Annotated in this window: 20 protein-coding genes; all 20 read right to left on the bottom strand. The window is 41.8% G+C overall.

All coding sequences use genetic code 11. The features are described from left to right. Positions 1–15: 15 nt before the first annotated feature. A complete protein-coding gene (gene nusA, locus M2353_RS08295; protein WP_007499530.1) occupies positions 16–1131 on the bottom strand; it encodes a transcription termination factor NusA in 1116 nt (371 codons plus the stop codon). Positions 1132–1163: 32 nt separating this feature from the next. Next, positions 1164–1637, bottom strand: a complete 474-nt coding sequence (gene rimP / locus M2353_RS08290) for a ribosome maturation factor RimP (protein ID WP_008344744.1) — start codon at positions 1635–1637, stop codon at positions 1164–1166. 241 nt (positions 1638–1878) lie between these two features. Next, complete coding sequence (locus M2353_RS08285) at positions 1879–3009, bottom strand: glycoside hydrolase 5 family protein (RefSeq protein ID WP_072367257.1); 1131 nt, start codon at positions 3007–3009, stop codon at positions 1879–1881. Positions 3010–3029: 20 nt separating this feature from the next. Further along, on the bottom strand, positions 3030–4256 hold the full coding sequence (locus M2353_RS08280) for an endo-1,4-beta-xylanase (protein ID WP_041507294.1): 1227 nt from the start codon (positions 4254–4256) through the stop codon (positions 3030–3032). A 79-nt stretch (positions 4257–4335) separates the two neighbouring features. Next, the gene (locus M2353_RS08275) at positions 4336–6444 is read right to left on the bottom strand and encodes a glycoside hydrolase family 48 protein (protein ID WP_284725234.1); all 2109 of its coding nucleotides are present in this window, start codon (positions 6442–6444) and stop codon (positions 4336–4338) included. A 4-nt stretch (positions 6445–6448) separates the two neighbouring features. Beyond that, complete coding sequence (locus M2353_RS08270) at positions 6449–8308, bottom strand: glycoside hydrolase family 9 protein (RefSeq protein ID WP_146270237.1); 1860 nt, start codon at positions 8306–8308, stop codon at positions 6449–6451. Between the two features lie 420 nt (positions 8309–8728). Next, complete coding sequence (locus M2353_RS08265; protein ID WP_425332868.1) at positions 8729–13042, bottom strand: PolC-type DNA polymerase III; 4314 nt, start codon at positions 13040–13042, stop codon at positions 8729–8731. A gap of 75 nt (positions 13043–13117) precedes the next feature. Then, complete coding sequence (locus tag M2353_RS08260) at positions 13118–14815, bottom strand: proline--tRNA ligase (protein ID WP_284725233.1); 1698 nt, start codon at positions 14813–14815, stop codon at positions 13118–13120. 80 nt (positions 14816–14895) lie between these two features. Beyond that, positions 14896–16161 (bottom strand): RIP metalloprotease RseP, encoded by a 1266-nt coding sequence (rseP, locus tag M2353_RS08255; RefSeq protein WP_007499546.1) that lies wholly within the window; start codon positions 16159–16161, stop codon positions 14896–14898. 6 nt (positions 16162–16167) lie between these two features. Continuing rightward, positions 16168–17319, bottom strand: coding sequence for a 1-deoxy-D-xylulose-5-phosphate reductoisomerase (dxr, locus tag M2353_RS08250; protein ID WP_079919196.1), 1152 nt, complete (start codon positions 17317–17319; stop codon positions 16168–16170). Positions 17320–17358: 39 nt separating this feature from the next. Continuing rightward, positions 17359–18153, bottom strand: a complete 795-nt coding sequence (locus M2353_RS08245; protein WP_007499550.1) for a phosphatidate cytidylyltransferase — start codon at positions 18151–18153, stop codon at positions 17359–17361. A 12-nt stretch (positions 18154–18165) separates the two neighbouring features. Beyond that, positions 18166–18948 carry an undecaprenyl pyrophosphate synthase gene (locus M2353_RS08240; RefSeq protein ID WP_007499552.1) on the bottom strand — a complete coding sequence of 261 codons (783 nt, stop codon included), beginning with the start codon at positions 18946–18948 and terminating at the stop codon, positions 18166–18168. Between the two features lie 129 nt (positions 18949–19077). Then, on the bottom strand, positions 19078–19635 hold the full coding sequence (gene frr, locus M2353_RS08235; RefSeq protein ID WP_008344764.1) for a ribosome recycling factor: 558 nt from the start codon (positions 19633–19635) through the stop codon (positions 19078–19080). A gap of 1 nt (position 19636) precedes the next feature. After that, positions 19637–20359 (bottom strand): UMP kinase, encoded by a 723-nt coding sequence (pyrH, locus tag M2353_RS08230; RefSeq protein ID WP_008344767.1) that lies wholly within the window; start codon positions 20357–20359, stop codon positions 19637–19639. Between the two features lie 134 nt (positions 20360–20493). After that, positions 20494–21375: a translation elongation factor Ts gene (tsf, locus tag M2353_RS08225; RefSeq protein WP_007499558.1), complete on the bottom strand. Its 882-nt coding sequence runs from the start codon at positions 21373–21375 to the stop codon at positions 20494–20496. Between the two features lie 91 nt (positions 21376–21466). Further along, positions 21467–22201: a 30S ribosomal protein S2 gene (gene rpsB, locus M2353_RS08220; RefSeq protein WP_007499561.1), complete on the bottom strand. Its 735-nt coding sequence runs from the start codon at positions 22199–22201 to the stop codon at positions 21467–21469. 155 nt (positions 22202–22356) lie between these two features. Further along, entirely contained in the window at positions 22357–22896 is a 540-nt protein-coding gene (locus M2353_RS08215) for a Swarming motility protein SwrB (RefSeq protein WP_284725232.1), read from the bottom strand. A gap of 21 nt (positions 22897–22917) precedes the next feature. After that, entirely contained in the window at positions 22918–23685 is a 768-nt protein-coding gene (locus M2353_RS08210) for a FliA/WhiG family RNA polymerase sigma factor (RefSeq protein ID WP_007499565.1), read from the bottom strand. A 24-nt stretch (positions 23686–23709) separates the two neighbouring features. Then, complete coding sequence (locus M2353_RS08205) at positions 23710–24210, bottom strand: chemotaxis protein CheD (protein WP_007499566.1); 501 nt, start codon at positions 24208–24210, stop codon at positions 23710–23712. After that, a complete protein-coding gene (locus M2353_RS08200; protein WP_007499567.1) occupies positions 24210–24836 on the bottom strand; it encodes a chemotaxis protein CheC in 627 nt (208 codons plus the stop codon). Before M2353_RS08200 ends, M2353_RS08205 begins: the two co-directional genes overlap by 1 nt. Positions 24837–24839: the final 3 nt, after the last annotated feature.

The following is a 24839-nucleotide window of genomic DNA, read 5'->3' as shown; positions in this document are numbered from 1 at the left end:
CTTTTATATCACCTCTTATTCGTCAGATTCCTCAGCTACTGGTTCAGCCTCTAAGAAAAGAGATTCAGAGTCTTCAGTTCTTGGGAAAATACCGAGTTCTCTTGCATCTGTTTCGCTTTTAATGTCAATCTTCCAGCTCGTTAGTTTCGCTGCAAGACGCGCATTTTGACCTCTTTTGCCAATGGCTAATGACAGCTGATAATCAGGGACAATGACAGTTGTCGCCTTATCTTCTTCATTTACAATGACATCAAGAACTTTTGATGGACTTAACGCATTGGCAACAAATTCAACCGGGTCATTAGACCAATGAACAATGTCAATTTTTTCGCCTTTCAGCTCATTGACAATTGCTTGTACACGCTGACCTTTAGGTCCTACACAAGAACCAACTGGATCAACATCAGGATCATCTGTACGAACAGATATTTTAGAACGGTCCCCTGCTTCTCTAGCGACAGATTTAAGCTCTACAGTACCATCATAAATTTCTGGCACTTCGATTTCAAATAAACGCTTTAAAAGACCTGGGTGTGTTCTTGATACATAAATTTGTGGTCCTTTTGTTGTTTTTTCTACTTTCGTAATGAACACTTTAATGCGGTCATGTGGTTTGTAGTCCTCATTTGGCATTTGTTCGTTGACCGGAAGAAGGGCTTCGATTTTGCCAAGTGACACGTAAATGAATTTACTGTCAATTCGCTGAACGATTCCCGTCATGATGTCTTCCTCACGATCGATAAACTCAGTGTAAATCACACCTCGCTCTGCTTCTCTCACTCGCTGCGTCACGACTTGTTTCGCTGTCTGAGCTGCAATGCGTCCGAAATCTTTTGGTGTGACTTCAATTTCAACCACGTCACCAACCATGTAATTCGGGTTGATATTTGCTGCATCATCTACAGAGATTTCAAGGCGAGAATCATACACTTCATCTACAACATCTTTTCTTGCGAATACGCGAATCGTTCCCGTTTCACGGTTTAAATCAACACGCACATTTTGTGCTTGGTTAAAATTACGCTTGTATGCAGAAATGAGTGCAGCTTCTATCGCTTCAATAATAATTTCTTTACTAATGCCCTTCTCTTTCTCAAGAACAGTCAGGGCATCTAACAACTCACTACTCATTTTTATGGTTCCCCCTTATATCAATGAAAAGGTTAATTGAACGAAACTGCTAATCTTGCGTTAGCAATTTTTTCGTATGGAATATTGATCTCTTTCTTTCTTGTCTTGATCTTCACTGTCACTGTTGCAATCTCACCATCAAAGCTTGTAAGCTCACCTTCAAATGCCTTTTCACCATCAATTGGTTCGTATGTTTTCATGAAAACATTTTTTCCAAGTGCTTTTTCAAAATCAGCTTTTTTCTTTAATGGGCGCTCCGCTCCAGGAGAGGACACTTCAAGAAAGTAGTTTTGGCTAATTGGATCTGCCTCATCAAGCTTTTCGCTCAAGGCTTCGCTCACTTTGGCACACTCCTCGATATCGACGCCTTTGTCAGAGTCAATAAATACGCGAAGGAACCAGTTTTGACCCTCTTTGACAAATTCAACATCAACGAGTTCAAGCTGTAAGCCATCTAAAATTGGCTGTACCATGTCGCTTACGATGTCCACTACTTTTTTGCTCATTCTCTTCCTCCTTGTGCTTTCGATAAACGCTCTTATCAATCATTCTGCATAAAAACCCTGCTTTATTGTGAGCAGGGGGAGCAGAAAACGGATGAATAATGTCGAGACAAAAATTGCCTGTTCAATACAAAAGAGCGGGTTTCCCCACTCTTGTCTCGGTAATCGTTAGCATTTCCATAAAAACTATACCATATCCAATTTTTTTATGCAAATGAAGTTCCTTATAAACAGGCATTCTTCATCAGTTCTTTTCATTCATTCTTTTGGCGTGTTCACGAATGATTCCTGCCTCCCGGCTCTCCTTTAAAACTCGAAACCCGTCATAATCCGGGTAGAGGGAATCATCGTCTTGAATGCTTGTTAAAATCCAAAATTGGCTACCTGCGCCTCCGAGCTGTTCAACTGTTTTCAGCCAGCTATCATATACATCAGGACGGGCTGCTTGATTTTGATAGCCAAACTCTTCTAATACAACAGGTTTTCCAATTTCGTTTCCTCGGGTGATATGATCTTTTATCCATTTCACTCCCCATGCAGCAGACTGATTCCAGTGATCCGGGTATAAATGATAGGTTCCATAATCAATATGAGGGAGAGCAGTCAAACGATCCCAATCAACACCTTCTCCCCCATTGTAAAACCAATCGTCATGACCTGTCATGCGAAAGAACCCTTCGTCTCCTACTGCAACAAGGTGATTCGAGTCAATTGATTTGATCCATGCACTCATTTCATCTGCCCAGTTTACTAGTATATCTCCCGAAGGGTCTGACTGAGCGCGCGGCTCATTGGCGAGCTCCCATGTCATAATAGCAGGATCATCTTTATATTGAACACCTGAGTACGTATTGGTTCTCTCTAATACATAGCGCACATAGTTTTTGTAAGCTGTTTTAATCCGAGAATCTGTATAAAAGTGATCATGTGATCCTGCCTGAAACCACTTCACATATTGATTCATCCCGCCAAAGTCATCCCAATTGTTCACGAGTGGGATGACCAGCTTGATTCCTTCCTGCCCTGCTTTATAAATCGCATAGTCTAGTTTTTGAAATCCGGATTCTTCATAAACACCTGGACGAGATTGTAAGACTGAGTTTTCTTGTGGGGTACCATCGTGAAATCCCCAAATACGAATAACCTTTAAATCCATTGCCTTCATATCGTCAAAAACAGCATCTACCATCTTTTTTGATTTGTAATGAAAATAATAATTATTTGTGCCAGCAAAGTAAAATGGGTGGTTGTTCAATACAAAATGTGTACCAGATGTTTGCACATAGGAGGAGGCCTTTACGGTCAGAGTGAACCAACCCGCCCATAAAGTGATCAGCAGCATAAAACAAGCCACCCGTTGAACCCATTTTTTCATTCCATTCTCCTCACAATCTCTTATTCTACTGGTACGATGATATCTAGTTGAAGCGGTGTTTGTTTAGTTGAATCAAGTTCAATCGTCTGCTGCTGCAACATTTTACTTTCTTCACCAATTCGAACCTCATACGTCCCGTGAAACGCTGGACATGTCACTTGGCCATTCGCATCTGTTTTTTCCACTCTTTGTGTCGTCCACTCCTGTAGAAGCTTTTCATAACGCCTGCCTGCTTCATTTAACGACCAATCATGATTCACGATGGCTGCGTGCTCACCTCTCCAATGAGCACCCGCCCAAAACCCCCACATCAGCACACCTTTTACGGCTGGATGACTAAAGGCAACCCGATATAAAGCTTCTAAGTTATCCGCTCGTCTATTGGCATCCGGGTGAACAGAGTCATACTCTGTCACCCATATCGGTAGACCAAGCTCAGCAAGCACATCTAGTCTTTGTTTTACAACGACTGGATCCACTCGATCTTCAAAGTGACCTTGAACTCCAATAGCCTCAACCGGTGCCCCCAACTGACGAAGTTCATTGATATGTGCTTTATATGCGTGATGTTCGCCGTATGAGATTACATTATAATCATTGACAAACAGCAAGGCTTGAGGATCAATTTTTTTCGTTTCTTCATACATCCATTTCCAAATCTGTTTCCCAAACCGGTCTTTAAAAAATGAACCATGCATCATTTCGTTGTTTACATCCCAATGACGGAATTTCCCTTTGAAATGATTGCCTGCATGCTCAAGCCGCCTTTTCATGGCTTCATATACTTCATGATTCGGTAATGATTTCAGCCAGTTTGGATTGGCATCCTCTACCTCCCAAAATAAGGCGTGCCCCCTCACTGGAATTTGGTGTCTATTGGCAAAATTCAGCATGGCATCTGCTTTTTCGTAGGTTATTTTCCCTCTTTCAGGCTCATTTGCATACCATTTTGCCTCATTTTCAAACACAGCCCAATTAAAATGTTGAACAAAAAAATCAGCATACGTTTGATTGAATAGAACTTGGTCATTCATTGCTGAACCAAATGCAAATTCATGTCTGATTTGTTTTATTTCCACCTCTATTCCGGCAACTGGCTTTTGTTCCTTATTGATGACGTTTATGACAAGCTCTCTTTGTCTATGTTGTAAGATTCGATTATTTGCTTCTTTTCTCCAGCTTTGATTTTCTTGTTCCTGTGATCCGCCATTCGATGAATGATTCATAAATTCTTTCTTATTAACCATGATGACATCACCTTTGCTTTCATTTCATTTATCTTATTAGGAAACCGCCGACTAAAAAAGCCGGCAGCTGTACTACGTTCTATTCGTTTATGAGACGATGGTATTCTGCATAAGCCGTAGCCATATCAACTTGCGACCAGAAACGGTGATAGGTGAAACTTGGCGCTCCGTTTTCCCATTTGCCTGTTGCTTCATTAAAAGATGATTGATATTTACTCTCCAGGGCTGACCAAGCTGGGTCTTGCTTGATTTTCGGACGAAGATCTGCAAAGCTCGTATACACTCCGTTACCTCCTCGCTGCGGGTCAGAAGGAATGGTGCTGGAACCAGGGATCTGATTTCCTTGACCAAATGTTCCGTTCCAGCCATTTGGGAAGTACACTTCTTTTTTAAAGAAACGGTGGTAGTCTTCTCTGTCTTCCTCTGTCACAATCCCTACACCATCATTGTAATTCCAAGCAACCTCAAGGAGCTGAGCCGCTGTCTCTTTTGCTCTTATGCCAAGTGCTGTGTAGTTTCCTGTCTCTTTCTGTGTTGCAGCAGCAAAGAATGTAAGTGCTTTGATTAGACTGCCCAGTACACCAGTATCTTGAGTAGGATCTTTTGTAACTGCCGTTAAATTTGGATTACCTGTTGCAGATTGGAACCCGCTCCAAGTGTCAGGCTGACCGCTCCATTCTATATTCCCAGGAATCCAAAACTCTCCAGGTGCACTCGTCGTAGCAACAGCAACATTTGTCCCCCCTAGAATCCTTTGACCCTGACCATCTAAAAAATATCCATCTTGATCCGACACAGGACGCGTGCCAATAAAAATATAATCTAGTGAATAGTTGACCCATTTTGTGATGACAGATTTGGCCATTTGGAAATTTTCAGATGTTTTGTCGCCATCTTTTGCAAAGATATAATAAAGCTCTGCTACACGCTCAATCGGCCATGCTTGCATTCCAAACCAATTATTGGACGGAGGATCATGGTAAACAGGCGCATCTTCATAAGCCATATCATAAAATGTGCTTCTTCCTGCTGGATAAGCGCTATAGTCTCCATTCCAGCTGTTGGTAGCACCTCCTGCAATCGCTCCCTCTTTTGATTGAAGCCAGACGTAAAATTCAAGCTGTCTCTTTAACGTCTTTTCCCAATCACTTGCAGCAGTCGGTGACGATGGCTTTAAGCCTCCCTTATCTGAGGATAAAGCGTAAGCAGCGACTGGGTTTTGATACCCTTGATGACAATGGCTCGCTCCGATACGCCATGACCAATTTGCATATTCTCCAAGTCCCCCGCCCCAAGAGGTGTACCATGCCATTAAGTGATGACATGCACTTTTTCCATTTCCAGGATACGGATTACCTTGCTTGCCGCTTCCAATTGTTTGAAAATATTTATCGTACATTCCGTAACGAAGGAAATCACCCATCTTTTTCGCTTTATCAAGATAGACTGACCCATTATAGCCAAGTTCCTTTGCCCAATACATTGCCTGTATTGCACGCGCATCAGCATCCGTCGCATTTGTATAGCGCCACTGGGCGGCGGGCGCTTGATTTTCTTTTGTGAACAAGCTCATGAAACCTTCATTGGGCTTTCCGGCCGTTTTATCATCTTGTGATGGATGAGGGATGGCCTCCCATACGGATTCTTGCGGACCCCGCTGGAATGTGTTTACATATGCGGCTGTATGTGATGGGTTGAGCAAATTCCCATATTCATACCAGTTGTCTACATCAAGAAGCCAGTGCATTAAATACGTTTCATTCGTTCCGTAAGTTGACCTCAGTTCTTGATCAATTGGATCTTGACCAGCAGGGCGAGCACCCGTCAACTGGCTCGGATATTGATCTGGATATGGTTTTTCTGAAGCGTATGTGGCTGGGCTGGATGGATTGTAAGAACTCATATGCGGCTGTTCGTCATGTCCATCTTCGTTTACTGGAATGATAAACTTCTCCATATTATCCCAAGCCGCTTCTAGTTTGCTCCAATCGCCTGTGTAGTGACCATACAATGCTTCAAGCCATAACCAATAGCTGTAAGCTTCTGAAGTTGTCATATGCCCGTAATCAGGTGCCTCACAAATGAGTGTTTCAACGGAATGATACGGAATGCCTTCTTTTGAAAAATATCCATTCGCATCGTTTTTCATTTGATGATAAAGTGTTAAAAACCGTTCTTTATTTGTCATGTCCTCACCCTTTATATTTATTCGGAAGCGTACCAAATACTAAATCACCTTGATCAAAAACAGGAATTCTCGCTGTTTTTTGCATATTGGATGTTAATCCTTGAAAGGAATAATCATTTGAGGCATCCCATATATTCGCACCATTTGGCGCAGATAACCGGAACTGTATTTCCTTCTTATGAAGCGATTCGCCTCCTGGAAAAATAGCTACGCCAGTAAAATCGATTTCTGTAAAATAGATATGGGATGATGCGTCATACACCGTTAACGGAGATAAGGAAGCGCCTTCATTGTAGACAGCTGTCACTTGAATATCTTTATCAGTGAATCCCTTCGCAAATATCTCGCTCAGATTGACATAATATCTAAAAGAAAGTGATTGACTACTTCTGGCCGGCCAGCCTGATCGATTGTATAGAATGGCTTTGATCTGAGTAGATGTTGTATCGTTACTCATGACAGCTGCCTCTACAAAAAACTCATCTTCCACTTTTTCTTTAGGCGGAAAATTCGGCAGTTTTGACTGCCCCTGACCAAACAGCTGTACCATTTTGGCTACATTTCCAGTAAAGGCGGCATTATAGTCTGTTGCTACCTCGTTTGATACATAGTCAGAGATGTCATCAGTATACTGATCCTGTGCATTAGGCCCCCCAACAAGCGCTCCATAAAGCGTGTGCCGATGAGAAGAAGGAGTTGTCAGCTGATTAGACCATGAGCCATGTGCAGTTCGATGGTGTGGATGCATCGGCGGATTTTTGCCAAACCCAACGACATAGCTTCTATTTTGCGGATTATCCCCTAACATATAGTGTGTTTGCCTGATCGCAAACGTTTGGTATCGATTCTTTTTTTCTTGATCAGAGACCCAATCTGCGTACACAAACGCTAAAAATGCAGCATTTGCTGTATAACGAAGTGAACCCCATTGATCTAACCACGCTAGTCCGCCAGGCGTATAAGTGATTCTTTCTACTTTTCCATTTTGAACAAAACCCGTCGACCAGTAATCGAGATTACGCTCCGTCGATTCGATAAACCTTTTCTCCTTTGTGATTCTCGCAAGTAAAATTTGCGAAGCAAAAAAGGTATTGTCCCACGACATCGTAAACGTATAGTCCCAATCCTTCGGCCATTCTTCTACTGCTTTTAGTGCTTTGTTTAAATAGGTCTGGTCATTTGTCGCCAAGTAGAGCCATATTCCACCCCAAATGAGCTCATCAATATAGCCACTCCAAGAGTTATAAAATGGCTGCGCATTGGTGACACAATCTGTATACTCACCGCGATATTGGTCAGCAAATGCATAAAGCTGTTTTGCATGGGTGAGAAGCTTTGCTGCATAAGGCGCATCAGTTTCTTTAAAAATAATTGAACCTGCTGCTAAAGCGGCTGCGGTTTGGGCGGCTACTTCTGTTCCTGGACAATGTTCATCAATTTTAAATGCCGGCCGATTCATCGGCATCACTTCTGCTGGACCCCACCAGCCATGATCCGCGTTCCCATCGCCTACTTGTGCCCAAAATTCATTTGGACCTGTATGGGCTTTCAAAAAATAATCGGTTGCCCACTTGATTTGATCTAACATATCATCAAGCAGCTCTGCCTCTTCGTAAGCTTCTCGGTACTCATAGACTGTCCATGCAAGCACGGCTGCCGAGTAAGCCATCGGAAGCCCGAACTTCACATGATCACCAGCATCGTACCAGCCGCCTGTTAAATCATGACCAACATCTTTCCCATCCTCTAGTCCAGAATCCCCTCGCCAGTTAAGACGATTGCTTTCAGGAAGCTTTCCGGAACGCTGGGCTTCGTAAAACAAAATCGATTTTTGAAGCACCTCTACATAGTTGTAATCTGACATGTACCTACTTCTCACCCCTTCTTTTTTCTTAAACGTGAAACATTGAACAAGAAATGACCACCTCCTTGTTATTCCGTTCGTGTTTTGTACAGTGTTGAAAAGAATCAAGCGTGTTTCAAAAATGTGCATAGTAAACAGCCATCAGCTTGACGCTCACCGAGGGTTTTCTCCTGATTCTTCATGTGACTGTACCCAAAATGATCATATGTCGTATGAGAACATTTCAGACGGCTAAATTCTCTTTTTTGCTCTATTTGGGTAGAAAGAATGACATACAATCTCTTCTCTCAAAACACGACGTTAAAACAAGATATATGAACCAACAAGAAAATAATTCCAGTTAAAATATTTAGTTAACATAATAATATTATTGTATATACAAAAAAGAACGCCCTTTAAGGGCGCTCTTCATTTTTTACATTAGAACAAAGAAAGCTGGTTTTGATCAGGAAGTGCTTCTAAGCAACCTTGACGATCCAAATACTCAAGGATGGTCTTAGACACTTTTCCTCGTTTTTGTAAATCTTCTTTTGAAAGGAATTCACCATCTTGGCGTGCGCGTACAATATTTAACGCAACGTTTGTTCCGAGTCCAGGGATGGAGTTGAATGGCGGGATTAGCCCGTCTCCATCAATGATAAACTCAGTGGCACTTGATCGGTATAGGTCTACTTTTTTAAAGTGATAGCCTCTTTCACACATTTCAAGTGCAAGCTCTAGTACAGTTAATAGGTTCTTCTCTTTCGGTGATGCATCAAGACCTTTTGAGTTAATATCGTCCATGACCGCTCGAATCGCATTCGATCCTTTTGTCATCGTTTCGATATCAAAATCATCAGCACGAACGGTAAAATAAGCCGCATAGTACAGAAGTGCATGGTGCACCTTGAAATAAGCAATCCGAACAGCCATTAATACATAAGCAGCCGCGTGGGCTTTAGGGAACATGTATTTAATCTTTTTACAAGAATCAATGTACCAGTTCGGTACGTTATTATTCTTCATTTCTTCTTCCCATTCAGGAGGAAGTCCCTTCCCTTTACGAACAGATTCCATGATTTTAAAGGCAAGTGACGGCTCTAAACCTTGATAAATCAGATAGACCATAATATCATCACGACAGCCAATCACTTCGCTTAGTTCACACGTTTTATTATGAATCAGCTCTTGGGCGTTGCCGAGCCATACATCTGTACCGTGAGATAGACCAGAGATCTGAACAAGCTCCGAGAAGGTGGTCGGTTTTGTATCCTCAAGCATCTGACGAACAAACCTTGTGCCAAACTCTGGGATCCCAAGTGTTCCCGTTTTACATCCAATTTGTTCTTCTGTGACACCGAGAGGTTCCGTTCCTTGGAAGATTTTCATGACCTCAGGATCATCTGTCGGAATCGTTTTTGGATCAATTCCGCTCAAGTCCTGAAGCATCCGAATGACCGTTGGATCATCGTGTCCAAGAATATCTAGTTTCAGCAAGTTATCATGGATTGAATGGAAATCAAAATGCGTCGTTTTCCAATCAGAACCTGTCGCATCTGCTGGATATTGAATTGGTGAGAAATCGTAAATGTCCATATAATCCGGCACGACGATAATACCGCCTGGATGTTGGCCTGTTGTCCGTTTGACGCCCGTACAGCCCTGTACGAGCCGGTCAATTTCAGCACCTCTCATATGAAGGTTATGATCTCCTGCGTAGCCTTTCACATAACCATATGCCGTTTTTTCTGCAACGGTACCGATTGTACCTGCGCGGTATACATACTCTTCACCAAACAACTCTTTCGTATAGTTATGGGCAATCGGCTGATATTCTCCTGAGAAGTTCAAGTCGATATCAGGCACTTTATCTCCTTTAAAACCTAAGAACGTTTCAAACGGAATATCGTGTCCGTCCTTTTTATACGGCGTCCCGCATTCAGGACAGTCTTTATCAGGAAGGTCAAATCCTGAGCCAACCGATCCGTCATTAAAGAACTCAGAGTGCTTGCAACTTGGACATACATAGTGCGGCGCAAGCGGGTTCACTTCTGTAATCTCTGTTAATGTCGCAACGAGAGATGAACCAACTGATCCCCTTGAACCAACTAGATATCCATCATCAAGTGATTTCTTAACAAGCTTATGAGAAATTAAATAAATAACAGCGAAACCGTGACCAATAATACTCTTTAATTCTTTCTCAATCCGGTCTTCTACAATTTTCGGTAAATCGTCACCGTAGATGCTGCGAGCCATGTTATAGCTCATTTCCCGAATTTCTTCATCTGCACCTTCGATTTTTGGTGTATAAAGATCGTCTTTGATTGGTTTAATACTTTCGATCATCTCAGATACTTTTTGCGTATTCGTCACGACAATCTCTTTTGCCTTCTCGTCTCCAAGGAAAGAGAATGCTTCTAGCATTTCATCAGTTGTTCTAAAATGAACTTTTGGCAGTTCATGACGATTCAGCGGATTCGCCCCGCCTTGTGATGAAATTAAGATTTTGCGATAAATTTTGTCTTCTGGATGCAGGTAGTGCACATTTCCAGTCGCCACGACTGGTTTATTCAGTTTTTCACCAAGTTTCACAATGTTTGTGATGATCTCTTTTAATGCACGTTCATCCCGAACAAGCTCCAGCTGGAGTAAATGCTGATACACTTCTGGCGGATGAACTTCTAAATAGTCGTAAAATGCGGCAATGTCTTCTACCTCATCAGGTGACTTCTGCATCATCCCTTCAAACACTTCACCCTTATCACAAGCAGACCCAACAATTAAACCTTCTCGATATTTCTCAAGCTGTGAACGAGGGATACGCGGCACGCGGTAGAAATAATGAATATGAGAAAGTGAAACAAGCTTAAATAAATTCTTTAGACCCGTCTCATTTTGTGCAATCACGGTTGCATGGTAAGGACGTGAGCGCTGATACGCATTGGACTGCCCCATGTTTTCATTTAATTGATCGTGGTAGGCAATCTCTTTTTCAGCCGCATCTTTTAGCATCTTCAGCATGAGGTAACCAGTTGCTTCTGCATCATAAATCGCCCGGTGATGCTGCGTGAGTTCAATATCGAACTTTTTACACAGCGTGTTCAGCCGGTGATTTTTAAATTCTGGATAAAGGAATCGGCCGAGTTCTAGTGTATCAATGACAGGGTTTGACGCTTTATCTGTTTTTAACAGTCGCTTATATGCTGCATTTAAAAAGCCCATATCAAAGCTCGCATTGTGAGCAACAAGGATATCTTGTCCAATCCACTCTTTGAAATCCCGAACAACATCGACCACATCTGGTGCATCTCTCACCATGTCATCCGTGATACCGGTTAGTTCAATGGTTGTTGCTGATAACGGATGATGAGGGTTTGCAAATGCCTCAAAGCGGTCAATGATTTCCCCGCCTTTGATTTTCACAGCTGCAAGCTCAATGATCGTATCATACACAGCAGAGAGTCCCGTTGTCTCAACATCAAATACGACAAACGTCGCATCTTCTAACAAGCGGTGCTCTGGATTATACGCTATCGGAACCCCGTCATCGACTAAATTGATTTCCACCCCGTACATCATTTTGATGCCATGCTTTTTACTTGCTGCATACGCATCTGGAAAGGATTGTACAACGGCGTGATCTGTCAGGGCAATGGCCTCATGCCCCCATTTTTTTGCTTGTTCAACAAGTCTACCGATGCCAGTGACAGCATCCATCTGGCTCATTGGCGAATGCAAATGAAGCTCAACACGCTTTTCTCCCTCTGGTGCAGTATCTTCTTTCAGCTGAGGTTTCATTTCATTGACGTCATTTGCGATCATGACAAGATCTCTCACAAACGTATCGTTTTGAATGCTCCCTCTTGCTTTGACCCACATCCCTTTTTTCAAGGATTTCATGAGCTGGGCATCTTCTTTTTCTCTCGCAAACATTTTGATCAAAATACTATTCGTATAATCGGTAATTTTAAAGATACAAAGGGTTCTGCCGCTTTTTAGTTCGCGCGTTTCTGCATCAAACACGTATCCTTGGACGGTGATTCGTCTTTCTTCGTCCATAATACTATCAAGCGTACGTATTTCTTCATTGTCTTTGATTTGATAGCCAATCATCAGAGGGCCAGAAGGGGCTTCCTCTTGATCCTCACTTTCCTTCTTCTCCATCTCAACAAGGGCTTGCATGGCTCTTTCTTGATCTTCAGCAAGTTTTTGTTCTCTGAACTTCTGAATCTCTTGATCTGATACAAAAATTTCTGTATCAAATTGAAGTTCTGGAAAACCAACTTGTTTAAATGCAGCCTGGAGCATTGGGCTATATTTCTTCTTGATGGCCAGAGCCTCAGTTTCGCTTTTTGTTTTGATGATGATCTTATGTCCAGACAGCACTGGTTTTTGCTGTTGAAGCAAGCTGATGATTGGGGGAGAAATTCCTTGAAGCTCTTCCACACAATGTGACCAATACGATTGAACGAGCTCTTCAGATATGTGCGGATCATTGACTTCAATCGTACAAGTGACTTGTGCGATATGAGAAAATGCATTTGTCAACCTGCTTAAAAACATTGCATATACTTTGTAAGGCAAAAGCGCCTTAAATTTAAAATGGAAATGCCACGTTTTTGCCGCCTTATGCACCGTCAATTTGACGATCTCGCCTTCTTCAAAGTAACGGCTGAGGTCATCATCTGTCATTTGAATCTGATTGAGTAATATATGAAATTGCCGCCGGGTAATCGGTAATTGTTCATCCAAGACAGGACCCTCCTTTTGCAAATCAGAAAGGTACCTCTTTTTTGCAGGAGGTACCTTCATTTTTTTGTTCGTTTTTTATGCTTGGCGTATAAATGAAATCAGTTCATCAACAGATACTTCGTGTGATTCACCTGATTTTCTGAATTTCACTTCGACAATACCTTCTTCTGAACGTTTCCCGCAGCTAATGCGAATTGGCAGTCCAATTAAGTCACTGTCGGCAAATTTGACGCCTGCACGCTCTTGGCGGTCATCGAAAAGGACTTCATAGCCCTCTTCCTGTAAACGCTCATACAGCGTTTCAGCCAGTTCCTTTTGTGCATCGTTTTTCATATTTAAGGCAAGTAGATGAAGATCATATGGTGCAACTGTTTCTGGCCAAATAATCCCCTTGTCATCATGATGTTGTTCAACAATCGCAGAAAGGGTTCTAGAAATTCCGATGCCATAGCAGCCCATGATCATTGGCTGCGCACGTCCATTTTCATCGAGGTATGTTGCATCCATTGCCTCTGAATAACGTGTGCCTAGCTTAAAGACTTGTCCTACTTCAATTCCTTTTGCGAACTGGATTGTTCCTTCACCATCTGGAGAAACGTCTCCTTCTTGAATCAAGCGAAGATCTGTATATTCCTTCACTGATAGATCACGAGCAGGATTAACATTGACATAGTGATAATCCGATTCATTTGCACCTGCAATTGCATTTGTCATTCCTTTGACAGCGTGGTCTGCATAAATCGTTACTTCCGCTTCAAGCTTCACTGGTCCAACAAATCCTGGTTCTGTTCCGATCACGTCTAGTACTTCCTCACGTGAAGCAAGCTCTACAAGCTGTGCTCCAACTAAGTTTTTCACTTTCACATCATTTACTTCATGATCGCCTCTTGTCAGGACAAGTACATACGCATCGTCTGCTTTAAACAAGACAGATTTGATACATGTAGAAGGAGCCACTTCTAAAAATGACGCAACATCTTGTATCGTCTTCACCTGCGGCGTGTGTACTTTCTCAAGTTCTTTGAAGTCCGCAGGGTTTGCTTCTTCTCCGTGATACACAGCCTCAGCCATTTCAATGTTCGCAGCGTAGGAAGATGTGTCAGAGTATGCGATTGTATCTTCTCCTACTTCTGACAGTGCCATAAACTCATGTGTATCTTTTCCTCCCATTGCCCCAGAATCGGCAATGACTGGTCTAAAGTTAAGACCTACTTTTGAAAAGACATTCGAGTAAGCTGTAAACATTTTGTTGTATGTGTCATCAAGGCTCTCTGGTGAAGAGTGGAATGAATAGGCGTCCTTCATAATAAATTCACGTCCGCGCAATAATCCAAAGCGAGGTCTTTGTTCATCACGGAATTTAGATTGGATTTGATACAGTGTCAAAGGAAGCTTTTTATACGATTTGACTTCACTGCGTACGAGTGATGTGATCACTTCTTCGTGTGTTGGGCCAAGTGCAAACTCGCGGCCGTGGCGATCTTTCATACGCATGAGTTCTGGACCGTATGTATACCATCTTCCTGACTCTTGCCACATTTCTGCTTGCTGCAGCACTGGCATTAACAGCTCAGCTGCTCCCGCCTTTTCCATTTCCTTGCGAACAATGGATTGAATGTGCTGAATCACTTTATGTGCTAGCGGCAGATAATGATAGATACCGCTCGTGTTTTGTCTAATAAATCCAGCTCTTACTAACAGCTGATGACTTTTTGCCTCAGCATCTGCTGGCACCTCTCGAAGAGTTGGAATGAAAGTCAGGGATTGTCTCATGTCGTTACACCTCATTTAAGAAATAGGACTTCTCACAAAAACTCTTGTTTCCCAGAATGAGAAACAAGAGAGAATGGTTTTTATAAAAATAATCGCTGGATGTCATTCCATGTCACTACTAGCATTAATAGCATGAGGAACGCAACACCAATGAAGACAACAAGTGCCTCTTTCTCACGATTAATTGGTTTGCCGCGAATGGCTTCAACGAATAGGAAAAGTAATCTTCCTCCGTCTAATGCAGGAATCGGTAATAAATTCACGATCCCTAAGTTGATACTAAGAAACGCAGCAAACTGCATTAATGTTAACACACCTTGTTTCGCTACTTCTCCTGTCATGTCATATATTCCAACAGGACCTGCAAGCATATCTAACGAAAATTGTCCTGTGACAATCTTTTGCAAGTTCGTTAAGATGAGACCTGCTGTAGATATCACTGTAGTGCCTGAGGATGAAATGACTTTGAGAAAGCCATTTTCCGTTGGCGGATAAGAGCCAAAACGGCCAATGGTTTTTCCTTCGGCCTTCACAGCTTCTGGTACAACTTGGATGGTGCTTTCTTTGCCGTCTCGATCAATGACGACATTCATTTTTTTATCTGGGTTCTTTTGAACCGTTTGAACAACGTCTGTCCAAGAATTCATTTTATCCCCGTTAATTGAAACGATATGATCTCCCTGCATAAGCCCAGCTTGCGCTGCCCGGCCATCTTTTGTCAGCTTACCAAGTACAGGATCATCCACGGTTACACCTTGAATAAATCCTAAAGCCACTAGAATCACATATGCCAGGATAAAGTTCATAATCGGTCCAGCTGCAATGGCTTTAATACGCTGCCATACTGTTTTTGAACCAAACTGACGGTTGTATGGCGCAATTTGAATTTCTTCACCATCTGCAATATAGAAGCTTGTTTGGCTTACATTGTAGCCAGTCAGAATGTCTTCATTTCCAGCCTCATATCCTGAAATTCTCATCGCATGATCTAAATCAATTTGTTCAACTTCAATGACAAGTGCATCAGGATATTTTTCTTTATCATTTAAAATGATTTTTTCTACTTCATTTTGCTCATTGAATAAGAGCCCCACTGTATGACCCGGTTTAATTTCAATGACTTCAGGGTCTTCTCCAGCCATTTTAACAAATCCGCCGATTGGCAGAAGTCTGATGGTATAGACGGTTTCTTTTCGTTTAAAGGAGAAAATCTTCGGTCCAAAACCAATTGCGAACTCGCGGCATAAAATGCCTGCGCGCTGCGCCATAATTAAATGGCCAAGCTCGTGGAAAAAAACGAGCGTTCCAAAAATAATAATAAACGCAATCACTGTATTCACGAACATACCACCTTATGCGAGGATTGATTGAACAAAGTCTCGTGTATCTTTGTCCACTTCATGGATATCTTGCAAACTAGGCGTTGAAATCACATGATGTCTGTTCAGTGCCTTTTCAATCAATTCTTCAATTTGCAGGAACGTTACTTTGCCTTTTAAAAATGCATCAACAGCTATTTCATTTGCTGCATTAAGCACAGTAGGCATTGTCCCTCCTATTTTACCTGATTCATAAGCAAAATGTAAGCAGCGATACCTGTCAAAATCCGCTTTTTGGAAATTTAATTGTCCAATCTCCCAAAGGTTTAATGATTTCGCTTCTTTTAATGGCGCTCTATCAGGATAAGTGAGCGCGTATTGAATCGGAACCCTCATGTCAGGTGTACCTAACTGAGCCATGACACTTTTGTCATGGAATTCCACCATGGAATGGATGATGCTCTCTTTATGTAACAGCACATCAATTTGATCGTATGGGATATCAAACAGCCAATGCGCCTCAATCACCTCAAGCCCCTTATTCATCATGGTCGCTGAATCGATCGTGATTTTTGCGCCCATGGACCAGTTCGGATGATTCAGCGCTTCTTCTACCGTTACACCTTCAAGCTCCGTGCGTTTTTTATCTCGGAAACTGCCGCCTGAAGCTGTGACGATTAAGCGTTCAATGTTTTTAGCTTGTTCACCTTGCAGGGATTGAAAAATAGCGGAGTGTTCACTATCGACAGGAAGTAAAGGCACGTCATACTTTTTGGCGTACTCTTTTACTATATGACCAGCTGTCACAAGTGTTTCCTTATTTGCAAGTGCGATCGTCTTTTTTTGTTCAATGGCTTTTAATGTTGGCACAAGTCCGACACTTCCTACCAGTGCATTGACCACAACATCCACTGCATCATAGGTCGCTGCTTCGATGTTCGCTTCATCACCCGCAGCCATTTTGACATCGTATTGAAATGAATGACCTTTTAACGTGCGATAGGTCTCTTCGTCTACACATCCAACAAATTCAGGGTGAAATTGTTCAATGATAGGGATGGCCTTGTCTATATTTCTGCCAAACGTCATCGCTTTCAACTTGAATTTGTCTGGATGCTGCCTGATCACATCTAATGTTTGTTCTCCAATTGATCCTGTTGCGCCTAATAGCGAAATATATTTCAAATTGCCACTCCTTCTCTCGTTCAATTAGTTTCTATGAGGTTAGCTAGCAAACGTGGCCAGCAATAGATATAAAAACGGCAGAACGAATAAAAAGCTGTCAAACCTGTCCAAAATTCCGCCATGACCTGGGAGTATTGTCCCTGAATCCTTCACATGGTAATGACGCTTTAAAGCAGATTCCACAAGGTCGCCAAGCTGTCCAAAAATACTGAGCAAAAGAGTAATAAACATAACAAGCAGATATGATGGCAAAAATCCTGTAACCGCCTGGAACACAAGTGACAGCACGACCGCTGTGACGATTCCGCCGATAAATCCTTCTACTGTTTTGTTTGGGCTGATCTCTGGCCAAAGCTTTCGTTTCCCCATAGATTTCCCAATAAAATAGGCACCTGAGTCAGTGGACCAAATAATCACCGCTGCGAAGAAGATCGCACTCATGCCATACAAGCCTCTAATTTGAATAAAATAATAGAAACTAACGCCAATATATAATGTGGCTAATATAACAAAAGCAACCTCATCGAATGTGAAAGAGTTTTTGCTCAGAACTGTATAAGTTAAAAGGATTAAGACTGCAAATAAAGCAATCTGCATTTTTGATGCGTCTACGTTCGGGAAGAAGCTATTTTCTCCGCCCATTAAAAGCCAAAGCAATATTAAGCTGACAATGCCAGGAAAGCTGAAAATCGAAATCTTTTTCATTCTAAGAAGCTCAAAGAGAGCGACACTTCCCATTAAATAAATCAGCAGGGTAAACGGCATTTGTCCATAAATCACTGCAAGTAAAAACACTGCAGCTGCCAGAACACCCGTCAAAATTCTTTGTTTCATCTGCACCACCCTCTAAATTCCACCGAACCTCCGGCCGCGGCGCTGGTACTCTCCGATAGCGCCTATGAGATGCTCATCAGAAAAGTCAGGCCAAAGCACATCCGTAAAGACAAACTCGCTGTATGCAATTTGCCAAAGCATAAAGTTGCTTAATCTAATTTCTCCACTCGTACGAATAAGCAAATCCGGATCTTGAAGAGATTCTGTCATTAAATAAGCTGAAAACATCTCTTCTGTGATGTCTTCTGCTCGAAGCTTACCTTCTTTGACTTTTTCAGAAATTTGTCTGCATGCAGAAATAATTTCTGTCCGTCCTCCATAATTGAGCGCAAAATTTAAAATGAGTCCGTCATTATTCGCCGTACTCTTCACTGCGTTCTCTACCGCTTTTTTCGTATGCTGCGGGAGGCCGTCTGGATCACCTGTTAAACGCACACGGACATTTTCCTCGATGAGTTCAGGCAGATAGATGTTTAGAAACTCTTCAGGAAGCTTCATTAAAAAGTCTACTTCTAGTTTTGGACGTTTCCAATTTTCTGTAGAGAAAGCATACAAAGTCAGCACTTTGACATTCAGCTCATTTGCAAGCTTGGTCATGCGCTTGACAACTTTCATTCCTTCATGATGTCCTGCTACCCGTGGAAGCGCACGTTTTTTCGCCCATCTTCCATTCCCATCCATGATAATGGCGATATGTTCAGGAATTTCTCCATTTAATATGTCTTCTTTTGTCAGGCTTTCTAAGTTGGAAGCTGCTGTTTGCTGATTCTTCCAATTTTTGAGTATATTGAGCATGAGATTCCTCCATCACCCAAAAAGGTTGCGTTCCCGCTAATAATATAGTCCTCAACAGTATTAACAAAAAAACCCCCTGTAAACATGAAGAGGGTCTTTTCACTATTATCTATTGTACATAGTTTTTTCTTAAACTTCCATGATTTCTTTTTCTTTATCTTTTGTCACTTCATCAATTTTAGCGACATATTCATCTGTCAATTTTTGAACATCCTCTGTAGATGATCTTAATTCATCTTCAGTGATCTCCCCATTTTTCTCTAGCTTTTTCAATTCATCGTTTGCATCACGACGAACGTTACGAACAGCTACTTTTGCTTCTTCTGAGTATTTTCTCACAACTTTTACAAGTTCTTTACGTCTTTCTTCTGTTAGTGCTGGGATCGCAATACGGATCACGTTTCCGTCACTTGTTGGTGTGATACCAAGATCAGACTTTTGGATCGCCTTTTCGATATCACCGATCGCTGTTTTATCGTAAGGTGTGATAATCAGCATACGTGCTTCTGGCACTGTAATTGACGCAATTTGGTTTAGTGGTGTTTGCGCACCATAGTAATCCACTGTTACTTTGTCTAAAAGGGAAGCATTAGCTCTGCCCGCACGGACAGTTGCTAGTTCACGTCCGTATGCTTGAACGGCTTTTTCCATTTTTTCTTTTGTTTGGTTCAACACTTCTTTTGACACGTTATTTCCCCCTCACGATCGTTCCGATTGATTCGCCATTGACGGCACGTTTAATATTTCCTTCTTCCATAATAGAGAAGACGATTAATGGAATGTCATTGTCCATACATAATGAGGACGCAGTAGAATCCATTACAGCAAGCCCTTCTTTTAGTACATCAAGATATGAAAGCTTATCATATTTTACTGCATCCGCATCTGTACGAGGATCAGCACTGTAGACACCGTCTACATTGTTTTTCGCCATTAAAATGACATCTGCTTCAATTTCAGCTGCACGAAGTGCTGCTGTTGTATCAGTAGAGAAATAAGGGTTACCAGTACCTGCAGCAAAAATCACGACACGTTTCTTTTCAAGGTGACGGATCGCTTTTCTTCTTATGTATGGCTCTGCAACCTGTCTCATTTCGATAGAGGTTTGTACTCTAGACTGAATGCCAAGCGTTTCTAGGCTGTCTTGTAATGCCAATGAATTCATCACTGTTGCAAGCATTCCCATATAGTCTGCTGTTGCCCGGTCCATTCCTAAGTCACTGCCTGTCTTACCACGCCAAAGGTTTCCTCCGCCTACAACGACTGCAACTTCAACATCAAGTTCTGCAATTTCTTTTACTTGCTTTGCAATTGATTGAATGACAGTTGGGTTAATTCCATTTCCAGCATCACCAGCTAGTGCTTCTCCACTTAGCTTCAGTACAATGCGATTATATTTCGGTTTGCTCATGATAACCTCCAAGTGTAAACTATACCGTCTCTTATTATGCGTAAGAAACCGTCTTTTGTAAATCAATATCCTCTAAAAAATAGGGAACACAGTGCTTGTGCTCCCTAAAAAAGCCCCAGAGAGCTTTTCAAACATTATTTTTTCACTTGGCTCATGACTTCTTCAGCAAAGTTGTCTTGACGTTTTTCGATACCTTCGCCCACTTCATAGCGAACATAAGTTTGAACAGTTGCGTTTTTCGCACCTACAACTTGTTTCACTTTTTCATCTGGGTTTTTAACGAATGCTTGGTCAAGTAAGCAAATTTCTTCGAAGAATTTGTTTAGACGGCCTTCTACCATTTTAGCAACGATATTTTCAGGCTTTCCTTCTTGAAGCGCTTGTTGTGTTAATACTTCACGCTCACGGTTTGCTTCTTCTTCAGACACTTGGTCACGAGAAATGTATTTAGGGTTTACAGCAGCAACGTGCATTGCGATGTCTCTCGCAAGCTCTTCATCAGTTGTTCCGTTAAGAACCGCTAATACACCGATACGTCCGCCCATGTGTAAGTAAGAACCGAATGCAGCGTTATCTTCTTTTGTGATGACTGAGAAACGGCGTAGCGTAATTTTTTCTCCGATTTTCGCAATTGCAGAAGTAATATGTTCTTCAACTGTTGAACCATTTTCCATTTTAGAAGCATGTGCTTCTTCAATTGTTGCAGGTTTCGCAGCAAGTAAATGATCAGCAAGTTCGTTAAGAAGATTTTGGAATCCTTCGTTTTTCGCAACGAAATCAGTCTCAGAGTTCACTTCTAGGATAACACCAGTGTTGCCGTCAGTTTTAATAAGAGTTAATCCTTCTGCCGCAATACGGTCTGCTTTTTTCGCAGCTTTTGCGATCCCTTTTTCTCTTAGAAGATCGATTGCTTTGTCGATGTCACCATCAGTTTCTGTTAACGCTTTTTTACAGTCCATCATACCTGCACCAGTTTTTTGACGCAGTTCTTTTACTAATTGAGCAGTAATTGCCATTTTACATTTCCTCCTTCTATGTTAAAACACGGATTACTAGGTGAAAAAAAGGTGATAAAAGGCAGTTCCCTCTTATCACCTTTTGAATAGGTTACGCAGTTGTTGTTTCAGTTTCTGTCGTTTCTTCTACAACAGCTTCTTCTTCGCCTTGTTTAGACTCAAGAATCGCATCTGCCATTTTAGCAGTTAGAAGTTTTACAGCACGGATTGCATCATCGTTTGCAGGGATCACAACATCAATTTCGTCTGGATCACAGTTTGTGTCAACGATACCAATAATTGGGATATTCAATTTACGAGCTTCTGCAACTGCAATACGCTCTTTACGAGGGTCGATAATGAAAAGTGCATCTGGAAGACCCTTCATGTCTTTGATTCCGCCTAGGAATTTTTCAAGACGTTCTAATTCTTTTTTCAGTTGAACGACTTCTTTCTTAGGAAGAACTTCGAACGTACCGTTTTCTTGCATTTTTTCAATATCTTTTAAACGTTTGATACGTTTTTGGATTGTTTCAAAGTTTGTTAACGTTCCACCAAGCCAGCGTTGGTTTACATAGAACATACCAGAACGGATTGCTTCTTCTTTCACTGAATCTTGTGCTTGCTTTTTCGTACCAACGAAAAGGATTTTTCCTCCGTCAGCAGCAAGGTTTTTCGTGAAGTTGTAAGCTTCCTCTACTTTTTTCACCGTTTTTTGAAGATCGATGATGTAGATACCGTTACGCTCTGTAAAGATGTAACGCTTCATTTTTGGGTTCCAACGGCGTGTTTGGTGACCGAAGTGAACACCAGCTTCTAGCAATTGTTTCATAGAAATAACTGACATGTTGTTGCCTCCTAATATAATGGTTTTTTTTCCTCCGCTTAAGTCATGTTCACATAAAACTGCGCCACGGCAGCACCTTCATACGAATCATTAAGCGTGTGTATTTAACACCAAGAAATAATATAACACATGATGGACTGACAATCAAGAATCCTTTACAGCTTTCCGCTAAATTTTAATAAAAGCTCGATTTCTGTCTTGCCCGTTTTTAATTCTTTCGCTATTTCTTCTAATGATAGCCCTTGATCATATAAGGCCTTTACTTGATCCTCAAATGTTTCTTCTCTTTCACTTTCAGAAGGCGCAGAAGCTTCTGTTTCGAGACTTGAAACGGGTTCGTTTACCTTCTCTTCCTGCACCTCAACTTCGCTAAGGAGAGTCGACAGGTGCTCTGGAACTGGATCTTCACTTTCTACCGATTGCTGGGATTCAATTGGTGGTTGTGGCTGCTTTGGTGTCTGAAGATCCGATTTCAGCTCTTCAGCAGAAAAATCAGGGGAAGTGGCTGCAGCTTTTGATAGTTTTTCATTCTCTTCTTTGACTTCCATCAAAAATGCAGCCAGGGTATTTTCCGTTTCTTCTAAAAGCTCTCGCTGCTTTTGTTCTGTTGCCTTCAGCGAATTCATTCTCGTGTATAAAATGATCACAAAATAAATAAGTGCAGCATGAAGCATAAAGCTAATCAGCCATAGCATATTTTTTCACTCACTAACTCTTTAAGATTGAATGGCTTTATCAAGCAGATGCTTAAGCTTGAACAATGCCTTTGAATGAATTTGCGAAATGCGGGAGGTCGATAAATTAAGCACTTGACCAATTTCCGTTAACGTCAATTCCTCTTTATAGAAAAGACTAATCACAAGCTTTTCTTTTTCCGAAAGCTCTGTCATTTTTTCGGCAAGCTGTTCAATTAATTCATCTTTCAGCATTTTTTCTTCAGGTGTCACAGTCTTTTCGTCGCGAATCATGACTTGAACGTTTTCTCCGTCTTCTTGATCATGCAGCTTCTCATCAATCGAGAGCAAATTCGCAAAGAACCCTTCATTCATCGTTGTGACCACATCTTGTTCACTCATGCCGAGTTCTTCAGCAACCTCTGTTGGTGTCACATTTCGTAAATATCGCTGTTCAAGCTTTTCAATTGCCGCTTCTACTTTTTTTGTTTTTTCTCTTGATGTACGAGGCAGCCAGTCCTCTTTACGAAGACCGTCGATGATGGCCCCGCGAATTCTGAAGGATGCATATGTATCAAACTTCAGATCTCTTCCGGGGTCAAATTTTTCAAGGGCATCATATAAACCGAGCATCCCTAGACTGATCAAGTCTTCTTTGTGCACTGACTTCGGGAGACCGATGGAAATTCTTCCAACATGATATGTGACGAGCGGCATATAGCGGCGCATAAGATCATCTCCAGCAGCTGGGTCCTTCCACTCTTTCCATCTAGCCCATAGCGCCTGATCTTCGTAATTTAAGGATTGCATCTTTCTCCCCCTATACTTCCTTAGTTATATCTTCATAATGCCTTGTTTCACAGTGCGGATCTCAAGTTCTGTTGTAAGCGGATCGAATTCAATCGTGCGTCCATTGTTTCCGCCCGTGTCCTCACTAATGATCGGGATATGATGAAGAGACAGATGTTCTTTCACAGCTGATACATTTCTAGGTCCAATTCTCATCAGATCATTGGTTGACTTAAATTTAAACATTTCTGCGCCGCCAGCAAGCTTCGCTTTTAGCGCATGTTTGCGCGCTCCTTCTTTTAAGAGCAGATCAATTGTATGCTTGACACCTGTATCTGCATACTTAGCCAAGTTCTCTACCGCTCCTTTTGAAAGAGAGGAGTCTGGAAGCATGACATGGACAAGTCCTGCCAGTTTTTTTTCTTGGTCAAAAAGGACAAGTCCTACGCAAGAACCGAGACCGGATGTCCGAATACGGTCCGGTGTTTTCACAAGCTGAACATCCGCTATACCAACCTTTACAACTGCCGGAATCTGCACGTTCATTATAGGTTACCTAATGCTTTGAACAGTTTTTCAAACGATTCAAAGTCTGGTAATAGAAACATATTTCCTTTCAGCTCTTGCTGATTTTGATCATCGAAAATCGATGTATCAATCACAATCGCCTGATCGCCGAGCGGGCTAAACTGCATTAATCCTTCACTAATGACAGCCCCAAACATGTCTAGCGTGACATCTGGAACACTTGGGTGAAGCTGCAGTTTTGTTAAATCGGCAAGTGCTGATAAATAAGAGCCTGCTAAAATATTTCCTAGCTCATGAAGCGCTGATGTTCCTAGCATGTGTTCATGAATCGTATCAATATCAAATGCTGGGTCCTGAACAAGCTCTCTTACAAATTGTTCAGCTTGTTCAAACGGCATAATGAAAAAGATTGAACCGGTAAGATCACCCTCCATTCGCAAAAAGATACTGGCAACTGGAAGGTCTGCTCCACCAAAGAAATCCATTAAATCTTCAAACGAGAGAACTTTGACAAAAGGAACAGCCATATCAATTTTGCGATTCAATAGGCTGGCAAGAGCAGACGCTGCATGGCCTGCTCCGATATTCCCAACCTCACTTAATATATCTAGCTGTTCATCTTTAATTTCATTGAAAATGCTCATCTC

It is taken from the genome of Bacillus aerius (assembly GCF_029894105.1).
Classification (GTDB): Bacteria; Bacillota; Bacilli; order Bacillales; family Bacillaceae; genus Bacillus; species Bacillus altitudinis.
This window is presented reverse-complemented; position numbering and strand designations above follow the sequence as displayed.